Source organism: Fructilactobacillus sp. YLN 2507 (assembly GCF_059614085.1).
Genome location: NZ_CM184303.1, coordinates 889,069 through 913,002, shown reverse-complemented (window position 1 = coordinate 913,002; position 23,934 = coordinate 889,069). Strand labels below are relative to the sequence as shown.

At 36.2% G+C, this 23,934-nt stretch carries 21 protein-coding genes and 1 tRNA gene; 20 read left to right on the top strand and 2 right to left on the bottom strand.

The window, feature by feature from the left end; all coding sequences use genetic code 11:
- Nucleotides 1–12: 12 nt before the first annotated feature.
- The 11 genes from hprK (at nucleotide 13) to whiA (ending at nucleotide 13,226) form a co-directional block, all read left to right on the top strand.
- Nucleotides 13–978, top strand: coding sequence for an HPr(Ser) kinase/phosphatase (gene hprK / locus AC0GLY_RS04765; RefSeq protein ID WP_496611046.1), 966 nt, complete (start codon nucleotides 13–15; stop codon nucleotides 976–978).
- Nucleotides 978–1,793, top strand: a complete 816-nt coding sequence (gene lgt / locus AC0GLY_RS04760) for a prolipoprotein diacylglyceryl transferase (protein WP_496611045.1) — start codon at nucleotides 978–980, stop codon at nucleotides 1,791–1,793. The genes hprK and lgt overlap by 1 nt, the downstream gene beginning before the upstream one ends.
- A 14-nt stretch (nucleotides 1,794–1,807) precedes the next feature.
- A complete protein-coding gene (locus AC0GLY_RS04755; protein WP_496611044.1) occupies nucleotides 1,808–2,824 on the top strand; it encodes an NAD(P)H-dependent glycerol-3-phosphate dehydrogenase in 1,017 nt (338 codons plus the stop codon).
- Nucleotides 2,825–2,844: 20 nt separating this feature from the next.
- Nucleotides 2,845–3,723: a UTP--glucose-1-phosphate uridylyltransferase GalU gene (galU, locus tag AC0GLY_RS04750; protein ID WP_496611043.1), complete on the top strand. Its 879-nt coding sequence runs from the start codon at nucleotides 2,845–2,847 to the stop codon at nucleotides 3,721–3,723.
- A gap of 108 nt (nucleotides 3,724–3,831) precedes the next feature.
- Entirely contained in the window at nucleotides 3,832–4,338 is a 507-nt protein-coding gene (locus AC0GLY_RS04745; protein WP_496611042.1) for a thiol peroxidase, read from the top strand.
- A 14-nt stretch (nucleotides 4,339–4,352) separates the two neighbouring features.
- The gene (gene trxB, locus AC0GLY_RS04740; protein ID WP_496611041.1) at nucleotides 4,353–5,285 is read left to right on the top strand and encodes a thioredoxin-disulfide reductase; all 933 of its coding nucleotides are present in this window, start codon (nucleotides 4,353–4,355) and stop codon (nucleotides 5,283–5,285) included.
- Between the two features lie 118 nt (nucleotides 5,286–5,403).
- Nucleotides 5,404–7,410: an excinuclease ABC subunit UvrB gene (uvrB, locus tag AC0GLY_RS04735; protein WP_496611040.1), complete on the top strand. Its 2,007-nt coding sequence runs from the start codon at nucleotides 5,404–5,406 to the stop codon at nucleotides 7,408–7,410.
- 12 nt (nucleotides 7,411–7,422) lie between these two features.
- A complete protein-coding gene (gene uvrA / locus AC0GLY_RS04730; protein ID WP_496611039.1) occupies nucleotides 7,423–10,275 on the top strand; it encodes an excinuclease ABC subunit UvrA in 2,853 nt (950 codons plus the stop codon).
- Nucleotides 10,276–10,380: 105 nt separating this feature from the next.
- Nucleotides 10,381–11,268 carry an RNase adapter RapZ gene (gene rapZ, locus AC0GLY_RS04725; RefSeq protein ID WP_496611038.1) on the top strand — a complete coding sequence of 296 codons (888 nt, stop codon included), beginning with the start codon at nucleotides 10,381–10,383 and terminating at the stop codon, nucleotides 11,266–11,268.
- A gap of 6 nt (nucleotides 11,269–11,274) precedes the next feature.
- The gene (locus AC0GLY_RS04720) at nucleotides 11,275–12,279 is read left to right on the top strand and encodes a gluconeogenesis factor YvcK family protein (RefSeq protein WP_496612254.1); all 1,005 of its coding nucleotides are present in this window, start codon (nucleotides 11,275–11,277) and stop codon (nucleotides 12,277–12,279) included.
- 14 nt (nucleotides 12,280–12,293) lie between these two features.
- Nucleotides 12,294–13,226, top strand: a complete 933-nt coding sequence (gene whiA / locus AC0GLY_RS04715) for a DNA-binding protein WhiA (protein WP_496611037.1) — start codon at nucleotides 12,294–12,296, stop codon at nucleotides 13,224–13,226.
- 47 nt (nucleotides 13,227–13,273) lie between these two features.
- On the opposite strand, the gene clpP is transcribed toward whiA, so the two are convergent.
- Both clpP and AC0GLY_RS04705 read right to left on the bottom strand, forming a co-directional pair.
- On the bottom strand, nucleotides 13,274–13,867 hold the full coding sequence (gene clpP, locus AC0GLY_RS04710; protein ID WP_496611036.1) for an ATP-dependent Clp endopeptidase proteolytic subunit ClpP: 594 nt from the start codon (nucleotides 13,865–13,867) through the stop codon (nucleotides 13,274–13,276).
- A gap of 142 nt (nucleotides 13,868–14,009) precedes the next feature.
- Nucleotides 14,010–14,081: transfer RNA gene (locus AC0GLY_RS04705), tRNA-Arg, on the bottom strand.
- Between the two features lie 242 nt (nucleotides 14,082–14,323).
- On the opposite strand from AC0GLY_RS04705, the gene gap reads away from it, so the two are divergent.
- The 9 genes from gap to pta all read left to right on the top strand — a co-directional run bounded on the left by gap (nucleotide 14,324) and on the right by pta (nucleotide 23,934).
- Nucleotides 14,324–15,328: a type I glyceraldehyde-3-phosphate dehydrogenase gene (gene gap / locus AC0GLY_RS04700; RefSeq protein WP_496611035.1), complete on the top strand. Its 1,005-nt coding sequence runs from the start codon at nucleotides 14,324–14,326 to the stop codon at nucleotides 15,326–15,328.
- Between the two features lie 86 nt (nucleotides 15,329–15,414).
- Nucleotides 15,415–16,632 carry a phosphoglycerate kinase gene (locus AC0GLY_RS04695; protein WP_496611034.1) on the top strand — a complete coding sequence of 406 codons (1,218 nt, stop codon included), beginning with the start codon at nucleotides 15,415–15,417 and terminating at the stop codon, nucleotides 16,630–16,632.
- 62 nt (nucleotides 16,633–16,694) lie between these two features.
- Nucleotides 16,695–17,456, top strand: coding sequence for a triose-phosphate isomerase (gene tpiA / locus AC0GLY_RS04690; protein WP_496611033.1), 762 nt, complete (start codon nucleotides 16,695–16,697; stop codon nucleotides 17,454–17,456).
- 87 nt (nucleotides 17,457–17,543) lie between these two features.
- Nucleotides 17,544–18,863 (top strand): phosphopyruvate hydratase, encoded by a 1,320-nt coding sequence (eno, locus tag AC0GLY_RS04685; protein WP_496611032.1) that lies wholly within the window; start codon nucleotides 17,544–17,546, stop codon nucleotides 18,861–18,863.
- A gap of 154 nt (nucleotides 18,864–19,017) precedes the next feature.
- Entirely contained in the window at nucleotides 19,018–19,239 is a 222-nt protein-coding gene (gene secG, locus AC0GLY_RS04680) for a preprotein translocase subunit SecG (protein WP_496612253.1), read from the top strand.
- Between the two features lie 121 nt (nucleotides 19,240–19,360).
- The gene (rnr, locus tag AC0GLY_RS04675) at nucleotides 19,361–21,655 is read left to right on the top strand and encodes a ribonuclease R (RefSeq protein ID WP_496611031.1); all 2,295 of its coding nucleotides are present in this window, start codon (nucleotides 19,361–19,363) and stop codon (nucleotides 21,653–21,655) included.
- Nucleotides 21,656–21,668: 13 nt separating this feature from the next.
- Entirely contained in the window at nucleotides 21,669–22,142 is a 474-nt protein-coding gene (smpB, locus tag AC0GLY_RS04670) for an SsrA-binding protein SmpB (protein ID WP_496611030.1), read from the top strand.
- Between the two features lie 103 nt (nucleotides 22,143–22,245).
- Nucleotides 22,246–22,938: a uracil-DNA glycosylase gene (locus AC0GLY_RS04665; RefSeq protein ID WP_496611029.1), complete on the top strand. Its 693-nt coding sequence runs from the start codon at nucleotides 22,246–22,248 to the stop codon at nucleotides 22,936–22,938.
- A 9-nt stretch (nucleotides 22,939–22,947) separates the two neighbouring features.
- Nucleotides 22,948–23,934, top strand: coding sequence for a phosphate acetyltransferase (pta, locus tag AC0GLY_RS04660; protein WP_496612252.1), 987 nt, complete (start codon nucleotides 22,948–22,950; stop codon nucleotides 23,932–23,934).

Below are 23,934 nucleotides of genomic sequence, written 5' to 3'. Positions count from 1 at the left end.
GGAGGAATTTCTATGGCTAAAAGTGTAAGTGTCAAAGAATTAGTTGATAATACCCATTTAAGTGTTTTTTGGGGAAAAGAATATTTGGACCGTCCAATTACCACAAGTGACATTTCTCGTCCGGGTCTTGAATTGACGGGTTATTTTGATTATTATCCTTCTGAACGAATCCAACTATTAGGAATTACTGAAACATCATTTGCAAAACATTTACCAGAAAAAGAATTAGCTGAAGATATGACGAAAATGTGTCAACCAGATACACCAGCTTTTGTGATTTCAACTGACATTGAACCTCCAGTTGAATTAGTGAATGCTTGTAAAAAAGCCCATATTCCTATTTTGGAATCAAAGCTTAATACTTCACGCGTTTTAAGTAATATGACTGATTTTTTGGAAGCTAAGTTAGCCCCACGTAAATCAGTTCATGGAGTTTTAGTAGAAGTTTATGGACTAGGGGTATTAATTACTGGAGACTCTGGAATTGGTAAAAGTGAAACTGCACTTGAATTGGTTAAACGGGGGCACCGACTAATTGCAGACGATCGAGTTGAAGTATACCAACAGGATGAACAAGCTTTAATTGGAACCGCACCTAAAATTTTGAGTCATCTGCTTGAAATTCGGGGAATCGGAATAATTGATGTAATGACTTTATTTGGAGCTGGAGCTGTTCGTTCTGAAACTAAAGTAGATTTAATTGTACATCTAGACATTTGGGATAAAGATACGAAGTATGACCGGCTTGGAACTGATAAAGATTCAGTTCAAATCTTTGATGTAGAACTTAAAAAATTAAATATTCCCGTTAAGCCGGGTCGAAATCTAGCTATTATCATTGAAACGGCTGCAATGAACTTTAGAGCTAACTCAATGGGCTATAATGCAATGGATATTTTTGATAGTCAATTGCACACTTTAATTAAAGATCATAGTGATAAAGATCAAAATGAAAATGTAAAAAAGGGTGATAAGTAGTGGGAAACTTGTTAGTTTTAAATCCGGTTGCTATTGATTTGGGACCTTTTCACGTTCGATGGTATGGTATTTTTATTGCGACAGCAGTTTTGTTAGCAGTTTATTTGTCCATGAAAGAAGTCCGGCGACAAAAATTAAATGAAGACTATTTGTATGATTTAATCTTATGGGCCATTCCCATTTCAATTGTTTCGGCTCGATGCTATTATGTGATTTTTAAATGGTCTTATTATGTGCAACATCCGGAAGAAATTATAGCAATTTGGGATGGTGGAATTGCCATTTATGGAGCTTTAATTGGTGGCGGTATCTTTATGTATTGGTTCTGTAAAAGACATGGATTAAATATTTGGCAGATTTTTGATATTGCTGCGCCAACGGTAATTATGGCTCAAGGAATCGGACGCTGGGGTAACTTCATGAACCAAGAAGCTTTTGGGGCAATTACTTCACTCGGTTTTTTAAAACATTTACACTTGCCTAGTTTTATTATTCAGCAGATGTTTATTGATGGTTTTTATCGCCAACCTACTTTTTTGTATGAGTCTTTATGGGACTTATCAGGATTTGCGCTCTTGATGATTATGCGTCATTCTGCTAAATTATTTAAGCGAGGAGAAATTTTTCTGGCTTATGTAATGTGGTATTCTTTTGGTCGATTCTTTACTGAGGGAATGCGAACCGATAGTTTGATGTTAGGTCCACTACGAATTTCACAAATTTTATCGATTTTCTTGTTCTTTGGAGCACTGGGATTGATAATTTATCGGCGTCACAATGTTAAACATCTAGCTTGGTATGATTACCAAAATTAAAGGAGTAACAAATAATGACTGAAAAAATTGCAGTATTAGGTGCGGGTTCCTGGGGAAGCATGTTAGCTTATATCCTTCATCAAAATGGGAATGATGTTCGTTTATATGCTCGTAATCCAGAACAAGTTAAAGAATTTAATACAAAACATACCAATTCTCACTACTTAAAGGACTTTACCTTTCCAGAATCAATGAAGGCCACTGATTCATTAGAAGATGCTCTTGATGGAGTTGATGACGTTTTGTTTATCGTGCCATCACAAGCAACTCGTTCAGTTGCTAAAGTGGTTAATCAAATTTTAGCAAAAAAAGGGCTTAAGCCTTATATTATCCATGGAAGTAAGGGATTAGAAAAAGGGACTTTTGATCGAATTTCAACAGTATTAGAAGAAGAAATTAAACCAGAAAATCGTAAGACAGTTTCAGTGATTTCTGGGCCTAGTCAGGCAGAGGGTGTTGCTAAACACGATCCAACTTTAATTACTGTTGCTAGTGAAGATATGAGATCAGCTGATCATTTTCAAGACTTGTTCATGAATGACTATTTCCGAGTTTATACTAATAATGATATAATTGGAGTTGAATTTGGTGGTGCGCTCAAAAATATTATTGCACTTGGTGCAGGAGCCCTCTACGGGTTAGGTTATGGTGATAATGCCAAAGCAGCTTTAATGACACGAGGCGTAGCCGAGATCTCTCGCTTAGGAGTTTCTTTTGGAGCGAACCCACTTACCTTTACTGGATTATCCGGAATGGGTGATGTAATTGTTACGGCTACTAGTCAAGATTCGCGAAACTGGCGTGCTGGATACCAATTAGGAAAAGGCAAAAGTCTTGATGAAATTGTTGCTGACATGGGAATGGTTATTGAAGGAATTGCGACTAGCGAAGCAGCTTATGATTTAGCCAAAGAACGTGGGGTTGAGATGCCAATTACGAATGCGATTCATTCTGTTTTAAATAATGAAGAAACGGTGAAAGACGCCATTGCGAAATTAATGACTCGTGAAGGTCGTTCTGAAATCGGATAGTACATAGGAGTTTATAAAATATGAAAAAAGTTACAAAAGCAATTATTCCCGCAGCTGGTTTAGGAACGCGCTTCTTACCGGAAACCAAAGCTGTGCCTAAAGAAATGTTACCAATTGTTGATACACCCACGATTCAATACATCGTGGAAGAAGCTAAAGCTTCAGGAATTACTGATTTAGCAATTGTGATTGGTTCAGGAAAAGGTTCAATTGAAGACCATTTCTCATCTAACTTTTTATTAGAAAAAAACCTTGAATCTAAAGGTAAAGATGCTATGTTAGAAGCAGTTAAAAAAACTAATGATATGAACATTTACTTTATTCGTCAAGCTTATCCCAAAGGATTAGGCGATGCAGTTTTAACTGCTAAAACCTTTGTAGGCAATGATCCCTTTGTGGTCATGTTGGGTGATGATTTAATGACTGATAAAGTTCCGTTAACGCAGCAATTAATTAATAGCTATGAAAAGTCAGGTGCTTCAACCCTTGCTGTAATGCGAGTTCCCCACGAAGAAACGGTGAAATATGGAGTGATTGATCCCATTGAAGAAGTAAGTGACGGGATGTACGATGTAAAACAATTCGTAGAAAAGCCAGCACCCGAAGATGCGCCTAGTGACTTAGCCATTATTGGTCGTTACTTGTTTACTCCAGAAATTATGGATGTCCTTGAAACCACTAAACCTGGTAAGGGTAATGAAGTTCAATTGACGGATGCCATTGATACCTTGAACAAAACCCAAAAAGTTTACGCTCATGAATTTAAAGGGGATCGTTTCGACACTGGAAACAAACTTAGTTGGTTAGAAACTAACATTGAATTTGCTCTACGTCGTGATGATTTAAGTGATGATTTGAAGGCTTATATCATTGATTTAGCAGATAAATTAGAAAAATAATTTAAAAAGAGATACTGTTAATCCAGTATCCTTTTTTTAAGCATATTACTAAACAAAAGTAAGTAAATATGCTAAGCTTAATGCAAAGATAATTTAAGGAGAATTAATATGAAATTAACAATTGGTGGCCAAGACTTTGGGAATAAAATGGATAATGAACAACTTCATTTTGATGATGTTTTGCCAGAATTTACTTTAACTAATGCAGCTGGTCAAACTGTTACAACAAAAGATTTAGAGGGACAGTTAACTTTACTAAGTGTGGTTCCTAGTCTTGATACTGATGTTTGTAGTTTAGAAACTGCTCATTTCAATCAAGTTGCCAGTGATTTTAAGGGAGTTAAATTTGTTACAGTTTCTAATGATCCTGTAGCTAGCCAAAAGAATTGGTGTGCAGCACATGATGCCGACGGAATGGAAATTTTATCTGATGCAAATGGTTCATTTGGAAAAGCAATGCATCTTTTTATTCCAGGATTTAATCATTTAGCTCGGGTAGTTTATATCGTGGATGCTAACGGTAAAATTATTTACGAACAAATGGTTCATGAAGTATCACATGAACCTAATTATAATTTAGTAATCAAAGAATTAAAAAAGTTAACTAGCAAATAAATGGGGGATTTTAGATGACAAAAAAATATGATGTAATTGTAATTGGAGCCGGCCCTGCTGGAATGACTGCAGCTCTTTATGCATCACGGGCCGAATTGTCGGTCTTAATGCTTGATCGTGGTGTATATGGTGGGCAAATGAATAACACCGCTGAAATTGAAAACTACCCTGGATTTAAATCAGTTCTTGGACCCGATTTATCTGAAAAGATGTATGCAAGTAGTACCCAATTTGGAGTTGAATATGGTTATGGTGAAGTAACTGGTATTGAAATCGATGGTACTCGACGAATTGTAAAAACAGCTGATGAAGAATATGAAGCTCCAGCAGTTGTAATTGCCTCTGGTTCTGAATACCGAAAATTAGGTGCACCGGGTGAAAAGGAATATAGTGGTCGAGGTGTTTCTTATTGTGCCGTTTGTGATGGAGCCTTTTTTAAAGGTGAAAATGTAATTGTTGTTGGTGGTGGGGATTCAGCCATTCAAGAAGCCACTTATCTTGCTAACATTGCTGCTAAAGTTACAGTAGTTCATCGTCGTGATCAACTACGGGCTCAACGAATTTTGCAGGAACGCGCTTTTGATCGTGATAATATTGACTTCATTTGGAATAGTAGTGTAATGGAAATTCAAGGTGATGATCGTAAAGTTACTGGTGTTAAAATTAAAAATAATCAAACTGATACAGAGAGCGTCGTTCCAGCTGCTGGAGTGTTTGTTTATGTTGGAATTTTACCAATGACTTCGGCTTTTAGAAATATTGGCATTACAGATGAAGCTGGTTGGATTGATACGAATGAATTAATGGAAACCAAAGTACCTGGCATTTTTGCGGTTGGTGATGTTAGAAAGAAACATCTTCGTCAAATTACTACTGCTGTCGGAGATGGTGGAATTGCCGGTCAAGGCGTTTTTGACTACGTTGAAAGTTTAAAATCAAATAAATAATACAAATTAAGAAGCTATCAAAAGATGGCTTCTTTTTATTTTGCGAAAGTATGTTCGTATGCTAAGATAATAGTATTATGGGGAATTATTCCCTTACGAATTGAAAAAGAGGTAAAAAATGGTTACAAAATCACAAAAAAAATTTGATTTAGTATCAAATTATCAACCAACAGGAGACCAACCTAAGGCAATTGAGAAGTTAGACCAGGGTTTAGCTGCTGGAGATAAAGAACAAACCTTACTAGGAGCCACTGGAACTGGTAAAACATTTACCATGGCTAATGTTATTAAAGAACAAAATCGACCAACTTTAGTTTTAGCCCACAATAAGACTTTAGCAGGACAACTATATACCGAATTAAAAAAGTTTTTTCCTAATAATGCGGTGGAATACTTTGTTAGTTATTACGATTACTATCAACCAGAAGCATACGTTCCTTCAAGTGATACTTACATTGAAAAAGATGCTTCGATTAATGATGAAATTGATCAATTACGTCATGCTGCAACTAGTGCATTGTTATCGCGTAATGATGTGATTGTAGTTGCTTCGGTTTCATCAATTTTTGGATTGGGAAGTCCTAAAGAATATCAAGATCATACAGTAACGTTACACGTGGGCGAAGAAATGGAACGGGATGTTTTATTACGTAAATTAGTTAACATTCAATTTCAACGAAATGATATTGATTTTGATCGTGGTCGTTTTAGAGTTCATGGTGATACCGTTGAAGTTTTTCCAGCTTCTGGAACTCAGAATGCTTATCGAATTGAATTCTTTGGTGATGAAATTGACAAGATTACACAAGTTAATACGCTAACTGGAGAGGTCTTAGGTAATCCAGAACAAGTTACCTTATTTCCAGCTACACATTTTTTAACGAATGATGAAGTAATGAATGTGGCTTTACCTGAAATCCAAACTGATATGGAAAAACAAGTAGTTGCCATGGAAAAATCAGGTAAGTTACTTGAAGCTCAACGACTAAAACAGCGGACGACTTATGATATCGAAATGATGCGTGAAATGGGATATACTACGGGAATTGAAAATTATTCACGATATATGGATCGGCGCAAGCCAGGAGAACCACCTTATACACTACTTGATTTTTTCCCAAAAGATTTTTTGATGTTTGTTGATGAATCTCATCAAACACTACCACAAGTTCACGGAATGATTAAGGGAGATAAAGCTCGAAAAAAACAACTGATTGATTATGGATTTAGATTGCCAAGTTCTTATGATAATCGTCCCTTAGATTTTAATGAATTTGAAAAACATATTCACCAAGTGATTTATATGTCAGCTACCCCTGGCAATTATGAGTTAGAACACAGTAGTCAAGTAGTGGAACAAATTATTCGACCAACGGGATTATTAGATCCAACCGTTGAAGTTCGGCCCACTAAAGATCAAATGGATGACTTAGTTGGTGAAATTAACGAACGAATTAAAAAAAATGAACGGACTTTTGTTACCACTCTAACCAAAAAGATGTCTGAAGATTTGACTGATTATTTGAAAGATTTAGGGATTAAAGTTCGATATCTTCATAGTGATATCAAGACTTTGGAACGAACCAGAATTATTCGAGATCTTCGTTTAGGAAAATTTGATGTTCTGGTTGGAATTAATTTGTTGCGGGAAGGAATTGATGTTCCGGAGGTTTCTTTGGTTGCAATTCTAGATGCTGATAAAGAGGGTTTTTTACGAAATCCCCGTTCTCTTATTCAAACCATTGGTAGAGCTGCTCGAAATGAAAATGGACATGTCATCATGTATGCTGATCGAGTAACTGACTCAATGCAGGCTGCGATGGATGAAACTGCTCGTCGCCGGGAAATTCAAATTAAATATAATCAGGCACATCATATTACACCAAAAACAATCATTAAGCCGATTTCTAAAGCTATCTCAGCTTATAAGCAAGATGAAGATGATAAGTATAATAAAAAGAAACCATTTGTTGAGAGTGATTTTGAACAAATGAGTTATAAAGAACAAGAGACTATGATTAAAAACTTAAGTGATGAAATGCGTGAAGCTGCTAAACAATTAGATTTTGAACAAGCAGCATCATTACGCGATACAGTTAAAAAATTAAAAAAAGAGATGGATTGAGGTGAATTTTAAATGGCAAATGACACAATTAAGATTAGGGGAGCGCGTGAACATAATTTAAAAGATGTTGATGTGGATGTTCCCAAAAATAAGTTAGTCGTTATGACTGGATTATCGGGATCGGGGAAAAGCTCTCTAGCCTTTGATACGCTTTATGCTGAAGGGCAACGGCGTTATGTTGAAAGTCTTTCATCGTATGCTCGTCAATTTTTAGGACAGATGAATAAACCCGATGTTGATTCAATTGTTGGATTAAGTCCAGCAATTTCAATTGATCAGAAAACAACATCGAAAAATCCGCGCTCAACTGTAGGAACGGTAACGGAAATTAATGATTATTTACGTTTATTATGGGCACGGGTAGGAACACCAATTTGTCCTAATGATGGAACAGTAATTGAGAGTCAATCAATTGATCAAATGATTGATCGAATTATGGCGTTACCAGAACGGACAAAGCTCCAAATTCTTTCCCCAATTGTGCGAGATAAGCGAGGAAAACACCAAAAGATATTTGAACAAATTAAACGTGAAGGTTTTGTCCGGGTAATTGTAGATGGTGAAGTGCATGATATTTCAGATGATTTTGATTTGGATAAAAACAAGCGACATAACATTAGTATTGTAATTGATCGAATCGTGGTTAAAGATGGGATTACCTCTCGACTTTCTGATTCTTTGGAAACGGCACTTCGATTAAGTGAAGGATATGCTAATATTGATTTTCTTGGAAAACGTGAACCAATGTTATTTTCTGAACACTATGCTTGTGCATTATGTGGCTTTACGATTGGTAAATTAGAACCACGTCTTTTTTCTTTTAATTCACCGCAAGGGGCTTGTCCTGCTTGTGATGGTTTAGGAGTAAAACTAGAGGTTGATGAAGACTTAGTGGTCCCAGATCGAAATAAAACACTAAATGAGGGTGCGCTTGAACCTTGGAATCCCATTAGTTCGAAATACTATCCAGAACTTTTAGAGCAAGCAGCAACTGCTTTTAATATTGATATGGATACCCCATTTAAAAAATTATCTAAGAAACAACGGGACTTATTGTTATTTGGTTCAAAGGGCAAGGAGTTTCACTTTCATTATAAAAATGATTTTGGGGGAATTCGGGATGTTGACACCCCATTTGAAGGGATAGTTAATAATATTGCTCGTCGGTTTAAAGAAACCAGTAGTGATTTTACGCGTGATCAAATGCGTAAGTATATGCGTGAATTGACTTGTCAGACTTGTCACGGATATCGATTAAATCGTGAAGCACTATCTGTTAAAATTGCGGATAAAAATATTGCTCAAGTATGGGAAATGAACATTGCAGATGAATTAGAATTTTTCTCACAGGTTAAGTTTGGAGAAAAAGATACAGCGATTGCTAAACCGGTAATTAAAGAAATTAAAGATCGTTTAGACTTTTTGTTAAACGTTGGGCTAGGGTACTTAACTTTAGCTAGAGCTGCTCGAACTTTATCGGGAGGAGAAGCCCAACGAATTCGATTAGCTACTCAAATTGGTTCAAATTTATCCGGGATTTTGTATGTTTTAGATGAACCTTCAATTGGATTACACCAACGTGATAATGATCGTTTAATTAAATCGCTTAAAAAAATGCGTGATTTAGGAAATACTTTAGTAGTCGTTGAGCATGACCATGATACGATGATGGCTGCAGACTATCTAATTGATGTTGGGCCAGGAGCTGGGCAAGCAGGTGGAAGAATTATGGCAACCGGAACGCCACAAGAAGTGGCTAAGAACCCGGATTCATTAACGGGACAATATTTGTCTGGTCAAAAATTTATTCCAGTTCCATTAAAACGACGAAAGGGAAATGGAAAAAACATTACGATTAAAGGTGCCCAAGCCAATAATTTGAAGGATATTACGGTTAAATTCCCCTTAGGAGAATTTGATGTAGTAACTGGGGTTTCAGGTTCTGGGAAGTCGACCTTGGTTAATGACATTTTAAAAAAGGCTTTAGCACAAAAGCTAAACAATAATTCAGAAAAACCTGGTAAATATAAATCAATTAGTGGCTATAAAAACATTGAAAAATTAGTTAGCATTGATCAGAGTCCAATTGGAAGGACTCCACGAAGTAACCCAGCTACTTATACTGGGGTCTTTGATGATATTCGAGACTTGTTTGCGAAAACGAACGAAGCTCAATTACGGGGGTACCAAAAGGGACGATTTAGTTTTAACATTAAAGGTGGACGTTGCGAAACTTGTCGAGGCGATGGCATTTTGAAAATTGAAATGGATTTCTTACCAGATGTTTACGTACCGTGTGAAGTTTGTCATGGTAAACGTTATAATTCAGAAACCTTGGAAGTTCAATATAAAGGTAAAAATATTTCTGAAGTCCTAAATTTAACAGTTAATGAAGCATTAGACTTTTTCAAGGCCATCCCAAAGATTACGCGAAAATTACAAACAATTTCTGATGTTGGACTTGGGTATGTAAAACTAGGTCAGTCAGCGACAACCCTTTCGGGTGGAGAAGCTCAACGGATGAAGCTGGCTTCAGAATTACACAAGCGTTCAACTGGTAAAAACTTTTACATTCTTGATGAACCAACGACTGGTTTACACACTGATGATATTAAACGTTTATTAGAAGTACTTCAGAAGTTAGTTGATGTTGGGAATACCATTTTAATTATTGAACATAACATGGCCGTCATCGAACAGGCTGATCATGTTATTGATTTAGGACCAGATGGTGGCGATAAAGGTGGCCAAGTAGTTGCAACGGGGACACCTGAAGCAATTACTAAAGTTCCTGAAAGTGTGACTGGCCAATATTTAAAGCCAATTTTAGAAAAAGATTATCAAAAAACTTTAGCAGCAAAATAGCAAAGGACCCACTAGTCAGTCATATTTAAACTAGTGGGCTTTTTCCTTTTGGTTCAAGTGAAACGCCCGGTATGTTATACTTAACAAAAGTTTGGAGGATTAGTGATGGCACAAGATGATCAATTGGTAATTATTACAGGAATGAGTGGGGCAGGAAAAACTAAAGCGATTCAAACCTTTGAAGATTTAGGCTACTTCTGCGTTGATAATTTACCACCAAATTTAATTTATAAGTTTTCAGAATTAATCAGAACTTCAAGCGAGATTAATAAAGTTGCGTTGGTAATTGATTTACGTGCGCCAAGATCAGCTCATGAAGTGGTTAATACATTGGTGAAGATTGCGCACAATCACAATCACAATCACAATCAAAAAGAGACTGTGGTTTTTTTAGATGCGTCTGATAATAAAATTGTAGCGCGTTATGAAGAAACTAGACGTGACCACCCGTTAGCACGAAATGGGCGTTTAATTGATGGAATTAAAAAAGAACGTAAAGTAATGAAACCAGTGAAAGAAGCCGCTAATCTAGTGATTGATACGACCAACCTTTTACCTAAACAACTACGGCAAGAATTAATTGATAATTTTGATAATCATGGAGCAGAGCCATTTCACGTTGAATTAATGTCATTTGGGTTTAAATATGGAATTCCAATTGATGCCGACATGGTTTTTGATGTGCGGTTTTTAACTAATCCTTATTATGTAGAAAGTTTGCGAAATTTAACGGGAAAAGATCAGCCGGTTTATGATTATGTTATGAATCAAGAAGATGCTGATGAATATTTTACAAAAATTTATGGCTTAATGAAGTTTTTATTACCGAAAATTCAAGTAACTGCTAAGGCAAGTGAGACGATTGCAATTGGATGTACAGGTGGGCAACACCGCTCAATTGCAATGACTGAAAGACTTGGTGCAGCTCTTAAAAAACTGGGATTTCGAGTTAACATTACACATCGTGAAATTAGCCGTTACAAAGGGGTTTAATAGTTGATGGTAAACAAATTAGCAAAGCAAATTAGTCGACCTAAGATGGTTGTAATTGGCGGAGGCACTGGACTACCAGTCATTTTGAAAAATCTAAAAAAGCGGGATGTTGATATTACCGCTGTGGTTACAGTTGCTGATGATGGTGGTTCGTCTGGAATTTTACGAAACTATATTAATGTGTTGCCACCAGGTGATATTCGTAATGTTTTGGTGAGTCTTTCGAATTTACCCCAAGTTGATTTAGACATTTTTCAATATCGGTTTAAATCAACGGATAAGTTTTTATCTGGACATGCAATTGGTAATTTAATTATTACTGCTTTATCTGAAATGGAAGATGGTTTTTTTGCGGCAGTTCAAATGTTAACGAGGATGATGAAAGTTGACGGTCATGTTTATCCAGTTTGCGATGAAAGTTTAGTTTTACATGCTGAGTTCACGGATGGCACGACCATGACTGGTGAATCCGAAATTACGCATGCTGATAAAATGATTAAACGAGTATGGGTTGAATCTACGAGCAGTGATAAAACACCACAAGCAGTTCCAGCAGTGATAGAGGCAATTATGAATGCTGATCAAATTGTATTAGGACCCGGAAGTTTGTATACTAGTATTTTACCCAACTTGATGGTTAGTAATGTAGGAAAGGCTGTGATTGATACTCCAGCTGAGGTTGTGTATATTTGTAATATCATGACGCAACAAGGAGAAACTACAAACTTTACGGATGCCGATCATGTAAGAGTCTTAGATCGTCAATTAGGAAGCCAGTTTGTTGATACAGTTTTGGTTAATAATCAGCCCGTTCCAAGGGAATATATTGATCGGCAACGATGGCGTGATGAAGCTGAACCAGTAATTCCAGATTATCAGGGATTAAAAGCCTTAGGTTGCCGAGTGATTTCGTCTGATTTTTTGGAATTGCGAAATCATGGTGCTTTTCACAATGGTGAGTTAGTGACGAATGAACTAATTCGACTCCTAGGACAGCCAAAAATTAATTAGTAGGAGTTGGTTTAATGTCATATGCAAGTGAAGTAAAAAAAGAATTAACCAATTTGGAAGTTCATCGTGAAAACGCTAAAGCAGAGTTAATGGCATTAATTCGAATGAATGGAACTTTAAAAATTTCTAATGGGAAACTGGCGTTAGAATTTCAATCAGAGAATTCAGCAATCTCACGGCGGGTTTATAGTTTGTTGCTAAAATTTTATCAAGTTGAAGCAAACGTAATTGTAAGACGTAAAATGAAACTTAAGAAAAACAATTTATATATTGTTCGTCTAAACCAAAGTGTTCGAGAAGTTTTAGAAGATTTAGGAATTTTCGATGGTGAACAAATTCTAGAACGTGTTCCGGTAGAATTATTAAAAAATGACATGCAAGTTCGTTCTTATTTAAGGGGTGCTTTTTTAGCGGGGGGATCCGTTAATAATCCAGAAACCTCGCGTTATCATTTAGAAATTTATTCGCTTTACGATGATCATAACCAAATGATGGCCGAAATGATGAATAAATATAATTTAGGTGCTAAGGAGACCGCTCGTCGCAGTGGATACATTGTCTATATTAAAGAAGCAGAAAAAATTGCTGATTTTTTACAATTAATTGGGGCAACTAATTCGATGTTAAAATTTGAAGATATTCGGATTGTCCGCGATATGCGCAATTCAGTTAATCGATTAGTAAACTGTGAAAACGCTAATATGAATAAAGTTGCTAATGCTTCCACTAAACAAATTGAAAACATTAAATTTATTGAAGAAAAATTGGGGCTCGATAGTTTACCAAAAAAATTGCGTGATGTTGCCATTACGCGGATGAATAATCAAGAAGTGAGTTTGAAAGAACTAGGAGAAATGATTCCTGACGGACCAATTTCTAAATCAGGAGTTAATCATCGTTTGCATAAAATCAATGATTTAGCTGATCAGTTACGAAAAAAAGACTAAAAAAGCAGCTTAATTCTGAAATCAATCAGAGTTAAGCTGCTTTTAAATTATTTTTTATCTTTACTATTTTTCATAATTCCATCAATCAAACCGTAATCAACAGCTTGTTGAGCAGATAAATAATTGTCTCGTTCAGTATCACGATCAATTTTTTCAAGTGGTTGGCCAGAATGCTCAGCCAACAATTCATTAATCATTTTACGTGCTTTAAGGATTTCCTTAGCCGCAATTTCGATTTCAGTTTGTTGACCTTGTGCTCCACCAGAAGGTTGGTGAATCATGATTTGTGAATGTGGTAAAGCAAAACGTTTACCTTTGGTACCGGCAGTAGCGAGGACAGACGCCATTGAAGCAGCCATTCCCATTACGATGGTTTGAACGTCAGATTTAATGAAGTTCATGGTATCGTAAATTGCCATTCCAGAGGTAATTACACCACCGGGTGAATTAATGTATAAGTAAATATCTTTATCTGAATCTTGGGCATCTAGAAATAATAATTGGGCAATTATTGCATTGGCCATATTATCTTCGATTTCACCAGAAAGCATAATAATGCGATCCTTTAAAAGTCGTGAGTAGATGTCATATGCACGTTCACCTTGAGGTGAGTTTTCAACAACAGTTGGAACTAAAGGCATAATAACTTTCTCTTCTTTCTATAATAAAATTAATATTGAATAACTAAATTCATGGCTTTATCTTATAATATTGGTCAATCAAGGTCAATTATTTGGACCTATCAAGGATATAAAAAAAGACCTTAACAATTAAGGTCAAAAATGTACCCCGAGGGAGTCGAACTCTCATCTCAAGAACCGGAATCTTACGTGCTATCCATTACACTAGGGGTACAAAACTTGCATCTATTATTCTAAAGTAAAATTAGAAATTATTCAAGGGATAATTTGAGATGTAATTACTTTGCATTAAATTTTTGATTTGCTATACTAAGGCCGTAGGTAGTAGAACTGCCTTACCATTTTGACCACTATTTAATCTGATACTCTGCAATGAAATCGCTGACATTTTCAGTTAAAAGTGGTAAGATATGACTTGTATTTAAAATATAACATTCCTAAAGGAGGAAGCATATTATGACTGTAAAAATTGGTCTTAATGGTTTCGGAAGAATTGGTCGTCTAGCATTTAGACGTATCCACGAATTGGACTCAAAAGATATTGAAGTTGCAGCAATTAACGATTTAACTACTCCTTCAATGTTAGCTTACTTATTGAAATATGATTCAGTTCACGGTAAGTTTGACGGTAAGGTTGAAGCAACTGAAGATGCAATTATCGTTGATGGTAAACGAATTCCTGTTTACGCAGAACGTGATGCAAAGAACATTCCTTGGGTTAAAAATGATGGTGTTGACTTTGTACTTGAATGTACTGGTTTCTACACTTCAAAAGAAAAAGCACAAGCTCACTTAGATGCTGGTGCAAAACGTGTCTTAATTTCTGCCCCAGCTGGTGACATTAAGACAGTTGTTCCGGGTGTTAACCTTGACACCCTTACTCCAGCTGACAAGATTGTATCAGCTGGTTCATGTACTACTAGTTGTTTAGCTCCTATGGCTAACTGGCTTAACAAAGAATTTGGACTTAAAGTTGGTACCATGACTACTGTTCATGCTTATACTGCTACCCAAGCTCTTCAAGATGGTCCACGTAGTGCTAAGTTTGCTAACAACCGTGCTGCTGCTGTTAATACTATTCCACATAGTTCAGGTGCTGCCAAGGCTATTGGTCTTGTTATCCCCGAACTTGATGGTATCTTAAAAGGTCACGCACAACGTGTTGCCGTAATTGATGGTTCATTAACTGAATTAGTTTCAGTACTTGACAAGAAAGTTACTGCTGATGAAGTTAACGATGCTATGAAGAAACACGAAAATGATGCCTTTGGTTACGCTGAAGATTTCATGGTTTCAACTGATGTTATCGGAGACTCACACGGTTCAGTATTTGACCCAAGTCAAACTGAAATCACTGAAAATGGTGATCTTCAATTAGTTAAGACTGTTGCTTGGTACGATAACGAATGGGGTTTCACTTGTAACATGATTCGTACTTTACAACACTTTGCTACTCTTTAATCATTAAATTGTAGTTTGAAAAGGGCGGAGGAGGTTATACCTCCTCTGTCTTTTCTTTTATCAATTATTATTGGAGGATTTTCATAATGAGCAAATTAATCATTGATGATTTAGACCTTAAAGGTAAAGATGTCCTTATGCGGGTTGACTTTAATGTTCCCATTAAAGATGGTGTAGTTGGTGACGATAATAGAATCGTAGCTGCTTTACCATCAATCGAATGGGTTATCAATCATGGCGGAAAAGCTATTTTACTTTCTCACTTAGGTCGAATTAAATCAGAAGATGACAAACCAGGTTTGTCACTTCGTCCGGTTGCAGAGAAACTTTCAAAATTAATCAAAAAGCCAGTAATTTTTGTACCAGTTAACGAAGGTCCTCAATTAGAGGAAGCCATCGATAAAATGCAAGATGGTCAAATCTTATTGGCAGAAAATACCCGTTACCAAGATGTTGTTAACGGTGAAAACGTAAAACGTGAATCAGGTAATGATCCTAAATTAGGTGAATACTGGGCTTCTTTAGGTGATGTTTTTGTAAATGATGCTTTTGGTACAGCTCATAGAAGCCATGCTTCAAATGTTGGAATTGCAACTGCTATGGAAAAAGCTGGAAAACCGGTTGCAGCTGGTTTCTTACTTGAAAAAGAAATTAAGTTCCTTGGTAATGCCGTTGATAATCCAAAGCACCCCTTTGTTGCTATTTTAGGTGGTGCCAAGGTTTCTGATAAGATTGGAGTAATTGACCACTTATTAGATAAAGCTGATAAGATTATTATTGGTGGTGGGATGACTTATACATTTTACGCTGCTAAGGGGATTTCAATTGGTAACTCACTCGTTGAAAAAGATAAAATCGATGTTGCTAAAGAAATCCTTGAAAAGGGCGGAAATAAAATTGTATTGCCAGTTGACTCAGTAGTAGCGGATAAATTCTCAAATGATGCCGATGCTAAAATTGTTGATGGTGCAATTCCTGATGGCTATATGGCTCTTGATATTGGGCCTAAATCAATTAAGCTATTTGAAAGTGTCCTTGCCGATGCCAAAACAGTAGTTTGGAATGGACCAATGGGTGTTTTTGAAATGCCTAAGTTTGCTGAAGGTACTCTAGCAATTGGTCGTTTCTTAGGTACTTTAAAAGATGCTACTACAATCGTTGGTGGTGGTGATTCAACTGCTGCTGTTAAAGAACTAGGGGTAGCTGATAAGCTTACTCATATTTCTACTGGTGGTGGTGCTTCGCTTGAATACCTTGAAGGTAAAACTTTACCTGGAATTGCCTGCGTATCTAACAAAAACTAATTAAAAGACGTTGGCATGGCCAACGCCTTTTTAATTAGTTAATTGATGAGAGGAGGGTTAAAATGCGTGTTCCGTTTATTGGTGGAAATTGGAAAATGAACTTATCGCTTGATGAAGCGGTAAAGTTTGTTGAAAAAATCAAGCCAGATTTGCCAGCTGTGACTGAAGTGGAAACGGCAATTGCCGCGTCCCCTCTCTTTTTGGAGTCAATGATTGAACATAATGATGCTAGTCCATTAAAAATCACTGCTGAAAATTGTTTTTATAAAAACAGTGGAGCTTATACTGGGGAAGTTAGTCCATTAGCTTTAGCTGAAATGGGAATTAAATATGTAATTGTTGGCCATTCTGAACGACGACGTTATTTTAATGAAACAAATGATATTATTAACAAAAAGGTGCATGCAGTTTTAAACAACCATATGATTCCAATTATTTGTTGCGATGAAACAATGGGTCGAGTTGACAATGGCGATCATTTTTCTTGGGTAGTTAGTCAAGTAACTGCTGCTGTACAGGGAGTTTCTGAATCAGATGCTGCTAAAATTATCATTGCTTATGAACCAAGCTGGGCAATTGGAACTGGTCACAGTGCTTCAACAGCTGAAGCAGAAGAGGGCTGCTATCTAATTCGTCAAACCCTAGCAGACATTTATTCTGATGAAATTGCCGATCAAGTCCGAATTCTTTATGGTGGTAGTGTTACTGATAAAAACATTCAATCCTTGATGAAAGAAAACGATATTGATGGTGTCCTTGCTGGTAAAGCAAGTCTCACTCCTACAGAATTTATAAAACTCGCCAATTTTAAAACGCTTAATTAATCAATTAAATGATTGCATTGTTGATTTTAAAAATGTAGAATTTAATTGTAAATAATATAGATAACTACACTACTAAGGAGATTTATTATGTCACTTATTTCTGATGTATACGCACGCGAAGTTTTAGACTCACGTGGTAACCCAACTGTTGAAGCAGAAGTTTACACTGAAGATGGTGCTATGGGACGCGGTATCGTTCCTTCAGGTGCCTCAACTGGTGAACATGAAGCAGTTGAATTACGTGATGGTAACAAAGATCGTTTTGGTGGTAAAGGTGTTACTAAAGCCGTTGCCAATGTTAACGATAAAATTGCCAAAGAAATTATTGGTTATGATGTTACTGATCAATTGGGAATTGACCAAGCTATGATTAAGCTTGATGGTACTCCTAACAAAGCTAAATTAGGTGCTAACGCTATCTTAGCTGTTTCAATTGCTGCTGCCAGAGCTGCTGCTGATGAACTTGGAACTCCTTTGTACAACTACTTAGGTGGTTTTGATGCTCATGTTTTACCTACCCCAATGATGAATGTTATTAATGGTGGAAAACATGCTAATAACAAAGTTGACTTCCAAGAATTCATGATTATGCCTGTTGGTGCTCCAACTTTTAGAGAAGCTGTTCGAATGGGTTCAGAAACTTTCCATGCTTTAAAAGCTATTTTAAACGAAAAAGGTTACTCAACTGCTGTTGGTGATGAAGGTGGATTTGCCCCTGATTTGAAGAACAACGAAGAACCTTTTGAAATTCTTATCGAAGCTATTAAACGTGCTGGTTACAAACCTGGTAAAGACATTGCAATTGCCTTTGACTGTGCTTCTTCTGAATTCTACGATCCAGAAACTAAGAAATACAACTTAGAAGGTGACGGTCGTTCATACACTGCTGCTGAATTCGTTGAATTACTTGAAGGTATTGTTGACAAGTACCCAATCATTTCAATCGAAGATCCTTTGGATGAAAACGAATGGGAAGACTGGAAGATTGCAACCGAAAAACTTGGTAAAAAAGTTCAAATCGTTGGTGATGATTTATTTGTTACTAACACTGATTACCTTGAAAAAGGAATCGAAATGGGTGTTGCAAACTCAATTCTTATCAAACTTAACCAAATTGGTACATTAACTGAAACTGTTAATGCTGTTAACATGGCTAAAGAAGCAAGTTACACTGCAGTTATTTCACACCGTTCAGGTGAAACTGAAGATACTACAATTTCTGATTTAGTTGTTGCGCTTAATGCAGGACAAATCAAGACTGGTTCAATGAGTCGTGGTGAAAGAATTGCTAAGTACAACCAATTAATGAGAATTGAAGATCAATTAGGTTCAGTTGCTGAATACAAAGGAATTCACTCATTCTACAACTTATCACGTCAAGCACGTGAAGATATTATGAACAAATAATTAATCTTTTTAAAGGAACTTCTAGCATTGCTAGGGGTTCTTTTTTGTTTATAGGTTGGTTTTGAAATTGATTTAATTTGTGTTATAATAGCTACTAGAATTAATTGGCCCTTTTCAACATGGGTAGGAGGAATTTTCATTGACTGACTTCTTAATGATATTATTATGGATTGTTAGCATCTTGATTATTGGTGCTGTTTTGATGCAACCATCAAAAAATAATGATGCAATGTCATCTTTTACTGGTGGTGCTAGCGATTTATTTTCAGAATCAAAATCACGTGGATTTGAATCATTTATCCAAAAAGTTACTGTAGTTTTAGGCATAATGTTTTTTGCCATCGCATTAATTTTAATGTGGATTTCACAACACTAGAAAAGGGCTCCTGACTTATTTGCAGGAGCTTTTTTATATATTAGGGCTAAATAATTAAGAATATAAAATAAAACGTTTATAATGTAGTTATCTACATAAATAACATAGAAGAGGAAAAATATTGGAAGATAATAAATTAAAGAATGAGATCAAAAATGAACTTGTATCTCATCCAGAAAAATCATATAGTGTTGAAGACCTTGCTGATGCTTTAAAGTATCATGGCTCAGCTGCCTTCAAATTAATTGTACAAGAATTGGCTATTCTTGAAAGAGAGCGTGCCGTTGTTGTAACCCATGATGGAAACTTCAAAATTAATCCTAGTGAATTAAAACTTGAAGGGGTATTCCATTCTAATTCAAAAGGATTTGGATTTGTAGGCTTTGATGATGACTCTGAAGATGCATTTATTGCACCTGATGATACTATGAATGCTATGAATTTAGATCGAGTTGAGGTTCAAATTACAAAGCCAGCGGAAAAGGCTGGTGATCGTGGACCTGCTGCTAAGGTAATTAAAATTCTTGAACGCCATTATACCCATGTAGTTGGTGAATTTTTCAAAACTACTGATGATCAAGGTTATATTGGTCAAATTAAACTAAAAGATAAAAAATTAGCTGGTTTTAGATTTTACGTTACGGATGCTGGAATTAATCCTACCCCTGGCGAAGTAGTTTTAGCAGATATTACTGAATATCCCAACGCAAAGCACCCTGACGTAATGGTCGGTGTTGCTAAACAAATTATTGGAAGTGTTGATGATCCTGGGATCGACATCTTACAAATTGTGTACGCACATGATGTGCCTTCACAATTTCCAGAAGATGTTTTACAAGAAGCTGATGCAATTCCCGATCATGTTTTACCCGAAGAAACTAAGGGTCGTGAAGACATAACTGATCAAACTTTAGTTACCATTGATGCTGAAGAATCAAAAGATTTAGATGATGCTGTTACTGCTTGGAAATTACCAAATGGGAACTATCATTTGGGAGTTCACATTGCTGACGTAAGTCATTACGTTAAGCCAGGTACCATGCTTGATCAAGAAGCATATAAACGAGGGACTTCTTGTTACCTAACCGATCGGGTTATTCCAATGTTACCAAGACGATTATCAAACGGAATTTGTTCTTTAAATGAAGGTGAACTTCGTTTATGTATGAGTTGTGATATGGAAATTAATCCCCAAGGTAAAGTAGTTAAGTCACGAATTCATCCCAGTGTAATGCGCTCAAAGGCACGAATGACTTACAATGCCGTAAATGAAATTATTGAAAATAAAGACGCTGATACTCGTAAACAATATGCTGACTTAGTTCCAATGTTTGAAACAATGGATGAATTGCATAAAATTCTTTACAAAGCCCGTCGCAGACGTGGTGCTATTGATTTTAACGATAATGAAGCAAAAATTATCGTTGATAAAGAAGGTCACCCGATTGACATTCAATTACGGACTCGTGGAACCGCAGAACGATTAATTGAATCATTTATGCTTGCAGCTAATGAAACGGTTGCTGAAACTTATCATAAGCTTAAAGTTCCATTCATTTACCGAATTCATGAAGTACCAGATGCCACTCGAGTTAAAGAATTCTTTGAATTTTTAACTGCTTTTGGAATTAATGTTAAAGCTGATCCAGATCATCTTGAACCAAAGACTTTGCAAAAGGTTTTATCTAAGGTTGAAGGTAAGCCTGAAGAAGCAATGGTTTCAGTAATGTTACTTAGAAGTATGCAACAAGCGAAATATAGTGATAAATGTGTTGGTCATTTTGGACTAGGTGCTAAATATTACACTCACTTTACTTCACCAATCCGTCGTTATCCCGATATGTTCATTCACCGCTTAATTCATTACTATGAAGATAATGGCATTAATGAAACAACTAGAGCTAAGTATGCTGATGTTGTTGGTGAAGTAGCAGTTCATTGTTCTGAAACAGAACGTCGGGCCGTTGATACTGAACGGGCTGTAGATGCAATGATGAAGGCTGAATACATGAGTAGCCGAATTGGTGAAGAATATTATGGTGTGATTAGCTCAGTTATGAAATTTGGGATCTTTGTTGAATTACCCAATACGGTTGAGGGTCTAGTTCATATCAGTCGAATGACGGATGATTATTACCAATATGTACCTAAGTATATGGCTTTAGTTGGTCGAAACACCAAGCGCACGTTTAAGATCGGTCAAGATGTTCGGGTGAAATGTGTGGGTGTTGATGTTGATCAAAGCTCAGTTGATTTTGAAATAATTGATGTTGAAAAGACTCCAATCAGTGATTTATTGCCAAAACAACAAAATCATACTCGTGGTCGTTTTAATAATCATAAGAACAATGATAATCATGGGAAAAAACGTGATAATAAATCAGGACACAGTTTTACAATTAAAAAACGTAAATAAGGATTGATTTTAAATGGTCAAAAAGAAGAGTAAGCCAAATAACGATAATGTGATGGCAACTAATCGAAAGGCTCGACATGATTATTTTATTGAAGAGACTTTTGAAGCTGGAATTGCATTAACGGGGACCGAAATAAAGTCTGTTAGAGAACGCCGGGTTACTTTGAAAGATGGGTTTGTTTCATTTAGAAATGGTGAAGCTTTTTTACAAAACATTCACATTAATGAATACACGGAAGGTAATCAATTTAATCATGATCCCTTACGTAATCGTAAATTACTTTTGCATAAGAAGGAAATTAGAAAGCTTACTGATGCAGTCCAAACTAAGGGGGTTACCGTGGTGCCTCTCAAAATGTATTTAAAGCATAATTTTGCTAAAGTATTAATTGGAGTTGCAAAAGGGAAGCATGAATACGATAAGCGTCATGATATTAAAGCACGTGATCAAAAACGTCAAATTGATCGAGTAATGAAACATTATTAGTTAGTTTTACTTGATTGAATAATTAAAAAAGTGATTGAATTCTAGATGAGTTCAATCGCTTTTTTTGTGAAAATTATGTTAAAATATTCACGAGGTGAAAAAGGTGAAACGATTTATTGATAATGATTGGTGGCCAGTATTAGAGCCAGAATTTAAAAAACCATATTACCAAAAGTTGAGAAGATTTTTAGTTGAAGAATATTCGAACCACCAGATTCATCCAGCAATGAATCATATTTTTCAAGCGTTTGAATGGACGCCGTTTAGTAAAACAAAAGTGGTAATCTTAGGGCAAGATCCATATCATGGAGCCCATCAAGCCATTGGAACAAGTTTTGCGGTAGAACCAGGCGTGAAAATTCCTCCTTCTTTACGTAATATTTATAAGGAATTGAACAATGATTTAGGGATTAAACCTGTTAACCATGGTTACTTAAAGAGTTGGGCTGATCAAGGAGTTTTATTATTAAATTCAGTTCTTACAGTTCGTGATGGAATAGCTTTTTCTCACCGAAATGAAGGCTGGGAAAAGCTAACTGATTATGCAATAAATCAATTATCCAAGCGGCAAGAACCGGTAGTTTTTATTTTGTGGGGTAATGCAGCTCGAAAGAAAATCAATCTGATTGATACAAAGACTAATATTGTTATTGAATCGGCGCACCCTAGTCCCTTATCGGCTAATCGAGGCTTCTTTGGTTCTCGCCCGTTTTCGAAGACTAATGCCGCTTTAGAAGCAATGGGAGAGAAGCCCATTAATTGGCAGCTACCAGAAAATGTTCAAATGGAACGATAGGAGAATATGATGGATTTATTTGAAAGTTTAAAAAATAAAATTAAAGGTCGTAAAATTAAACTAGTTTTTCCTGAAGGAGAAGATGCACGAATCATTTCTGCTGCTAGTCGGTTAGTTTCAGATGATTTAGCAATTCCAGTTTTATTAGGAAATGAAGCTAAAATCAAAAAAATAGCTGATGAACTTAAGGTATCTCTTGAGGGAATTGAAGTTATTGAAATTGAAAATGTAGATGTTCACGTTCACCAACAAATGGTTCAGGCAATTGTTGAACGGCGTAAAGGAAAAACTGATTCTGAACAGGCAGAACAATGGTTGAAAGATCCCAACTATTTTGGAACAACTATGGTTTATATGGGAGATGTTGATGGAATGGTATCTGGGGCGGATCATCCGACTGGCGATACAGTTCGCCCTGCACTTCAAATTATCAAAACTAAGCCTGGGGTGAAATTAATTAGTGGCTCATTCATCATGCAAAAAGGGGACCAGCGTTACCTTTTTGCTGATTGTGCTATCAACATTAATCCAAATGAAACTCAATTAGCTGAAATTGCAGTTGAAAGTGGGAAGACTGCACAATTATTTGATATTGATCCCCGCGTTGCTTTGTTGAGTTTTTCTACTAATGGTTCGGCTAAAGGTCCAGAAGTAGAAAAAGTCCAAAATGCCACTAAATTAGCACAAGCAATGGATCCATCAATGCCAATTGATGGAGAAATGCAATTTGATGCGGCGTTTGTTCCAACAGTTGCCCAAGCAAAATATTCTAATTCTAAAGTTGCTGGACATGCAACTGTATTTGTTTTTCCTGAATTACAATCTGGAAATATTGGTTATAAGATTGCACAACGAATGGGCGGCTTTGAAGCAATTGGTCCAATTTTACAAGGTTTAAATAAGCCAGTTTCTGATCTTTCCCGTGGTTGTAATGCCGAAGATGTTTATAAAGTATCGATTATTACGGCTACCCAAACGTTAGCTGATGAAAAGTAA

Coding starts and splice junctions, on each gene's coding strand:
- AC0GLY_RS04720 (WP_496612254.1), top strand. CDS start 11,275: ATGGTAAACAAATTAGCAAAGCAAATTAGTCGACCTAAGATGGTTGTA.
- smpB (WP_496611030.1), top strand. CDS start 21,669: ATGGTCAAAAAGAAGAGTAAGCCAAATAACGATAATGTGATGGCAACT.
- pta (WP_496612252.1), top strand. CDS start 22,948: ATGGATTTATTTGAAAGTTTAAAAAATAAAATTAAAGGTCGTAAAATT.
- clpP (WP_496611036.1), bottom strand. CDS start 13,867: ATGCCTTTAGTTCCAACTGTTGTTGAAAACTCACCTCAAGGTGAACGT.
- gap (WP_496611035.1), top strand. CDS start 14,324: ATGACTGTAAAAATTGGTCTTAATGGTTTCGGAAGAATTGGTCGTCTA.
- uvrB (WP_496611040.1), top strand. CDS start 5,404: ATGGTTACAAAATCACAAAAAAAATTTGATTTAGTATCAAATTATCAA.
- trxB (WP_496611041.1), top strand. CDS start 4,353: ATGACAAAAAAATATGATGTAATTGTAATTGGAGCCGGCCCTGCTGGA.
- rapZ (WP_496611038.1), top strand. CDS start 10,381: ATGGCACAAGATGATCAATTGGTAATTATTACAGGAATGAGTGGGGCA.
- AC0GLY_RS04745 (WP_496611042.1), top strand. CDS start 3,832: ATGAAATTAACAATTGGTGGCCAAGACTTTGGGAATAAAATGGATAAT.
- uvrA (WP_496611039.1), top strand. CDS start 7,423: ATGGCAAATGACACAATTAAGATTAGGGGAGCGCGTGAACATAATTTA.
- whiA (WP_496611037.1), top strand. CDS start 12,294: ATGTCATATGCAAGTGAAGTAAAAAAAGAATTAACCAATTTGGAAGTT.
- AC0GLY_RS04695 (WP_496611034.1), top strand. CDS start 15,415: ATGAGCAAATTAATCATTGATGATTTAGACCTTAAAGGTAAAGATGTC.
- secG (WP_496612253.1), top strand. CDS start 19,018: ATGATATTATTATGGATTGTTAGCATCTTGATTATTGGTGCTGTTTTG.
- hprK (WP_496611046.1), top strand. CDS start 13: ATGGCTAAAAGTGTAAGTGTCAAAGAATTAGTTGATAATACCCATTTA.
- galU (WP_496611043.1), top strand. CDS start 2,845: ATGAAAAAAGTTACAAAAGCAATTATTCCCGCAGCTGGTTTAGGAACG.
- AC0GLY_RS04755 (WP_496611044.1), top strand. CDS start 1,808: ATGACTGAAAAAATTGCAGTATTAGGTGCGGGTTCCTGGGGAAGCATG.
- tpiA (WP_496611033.1), top strand. CDS start 16,695: ATGCGTGTTCCGTTTATTGGTGGAAATTGGAAAATGAACTTATCGCTT.
- eno (WP_496611032.1), top strand. CDS start 17,544: ATGTCACTTATTTCTGATGTATACGCACGCGAAGTTTTAGACTCACGT.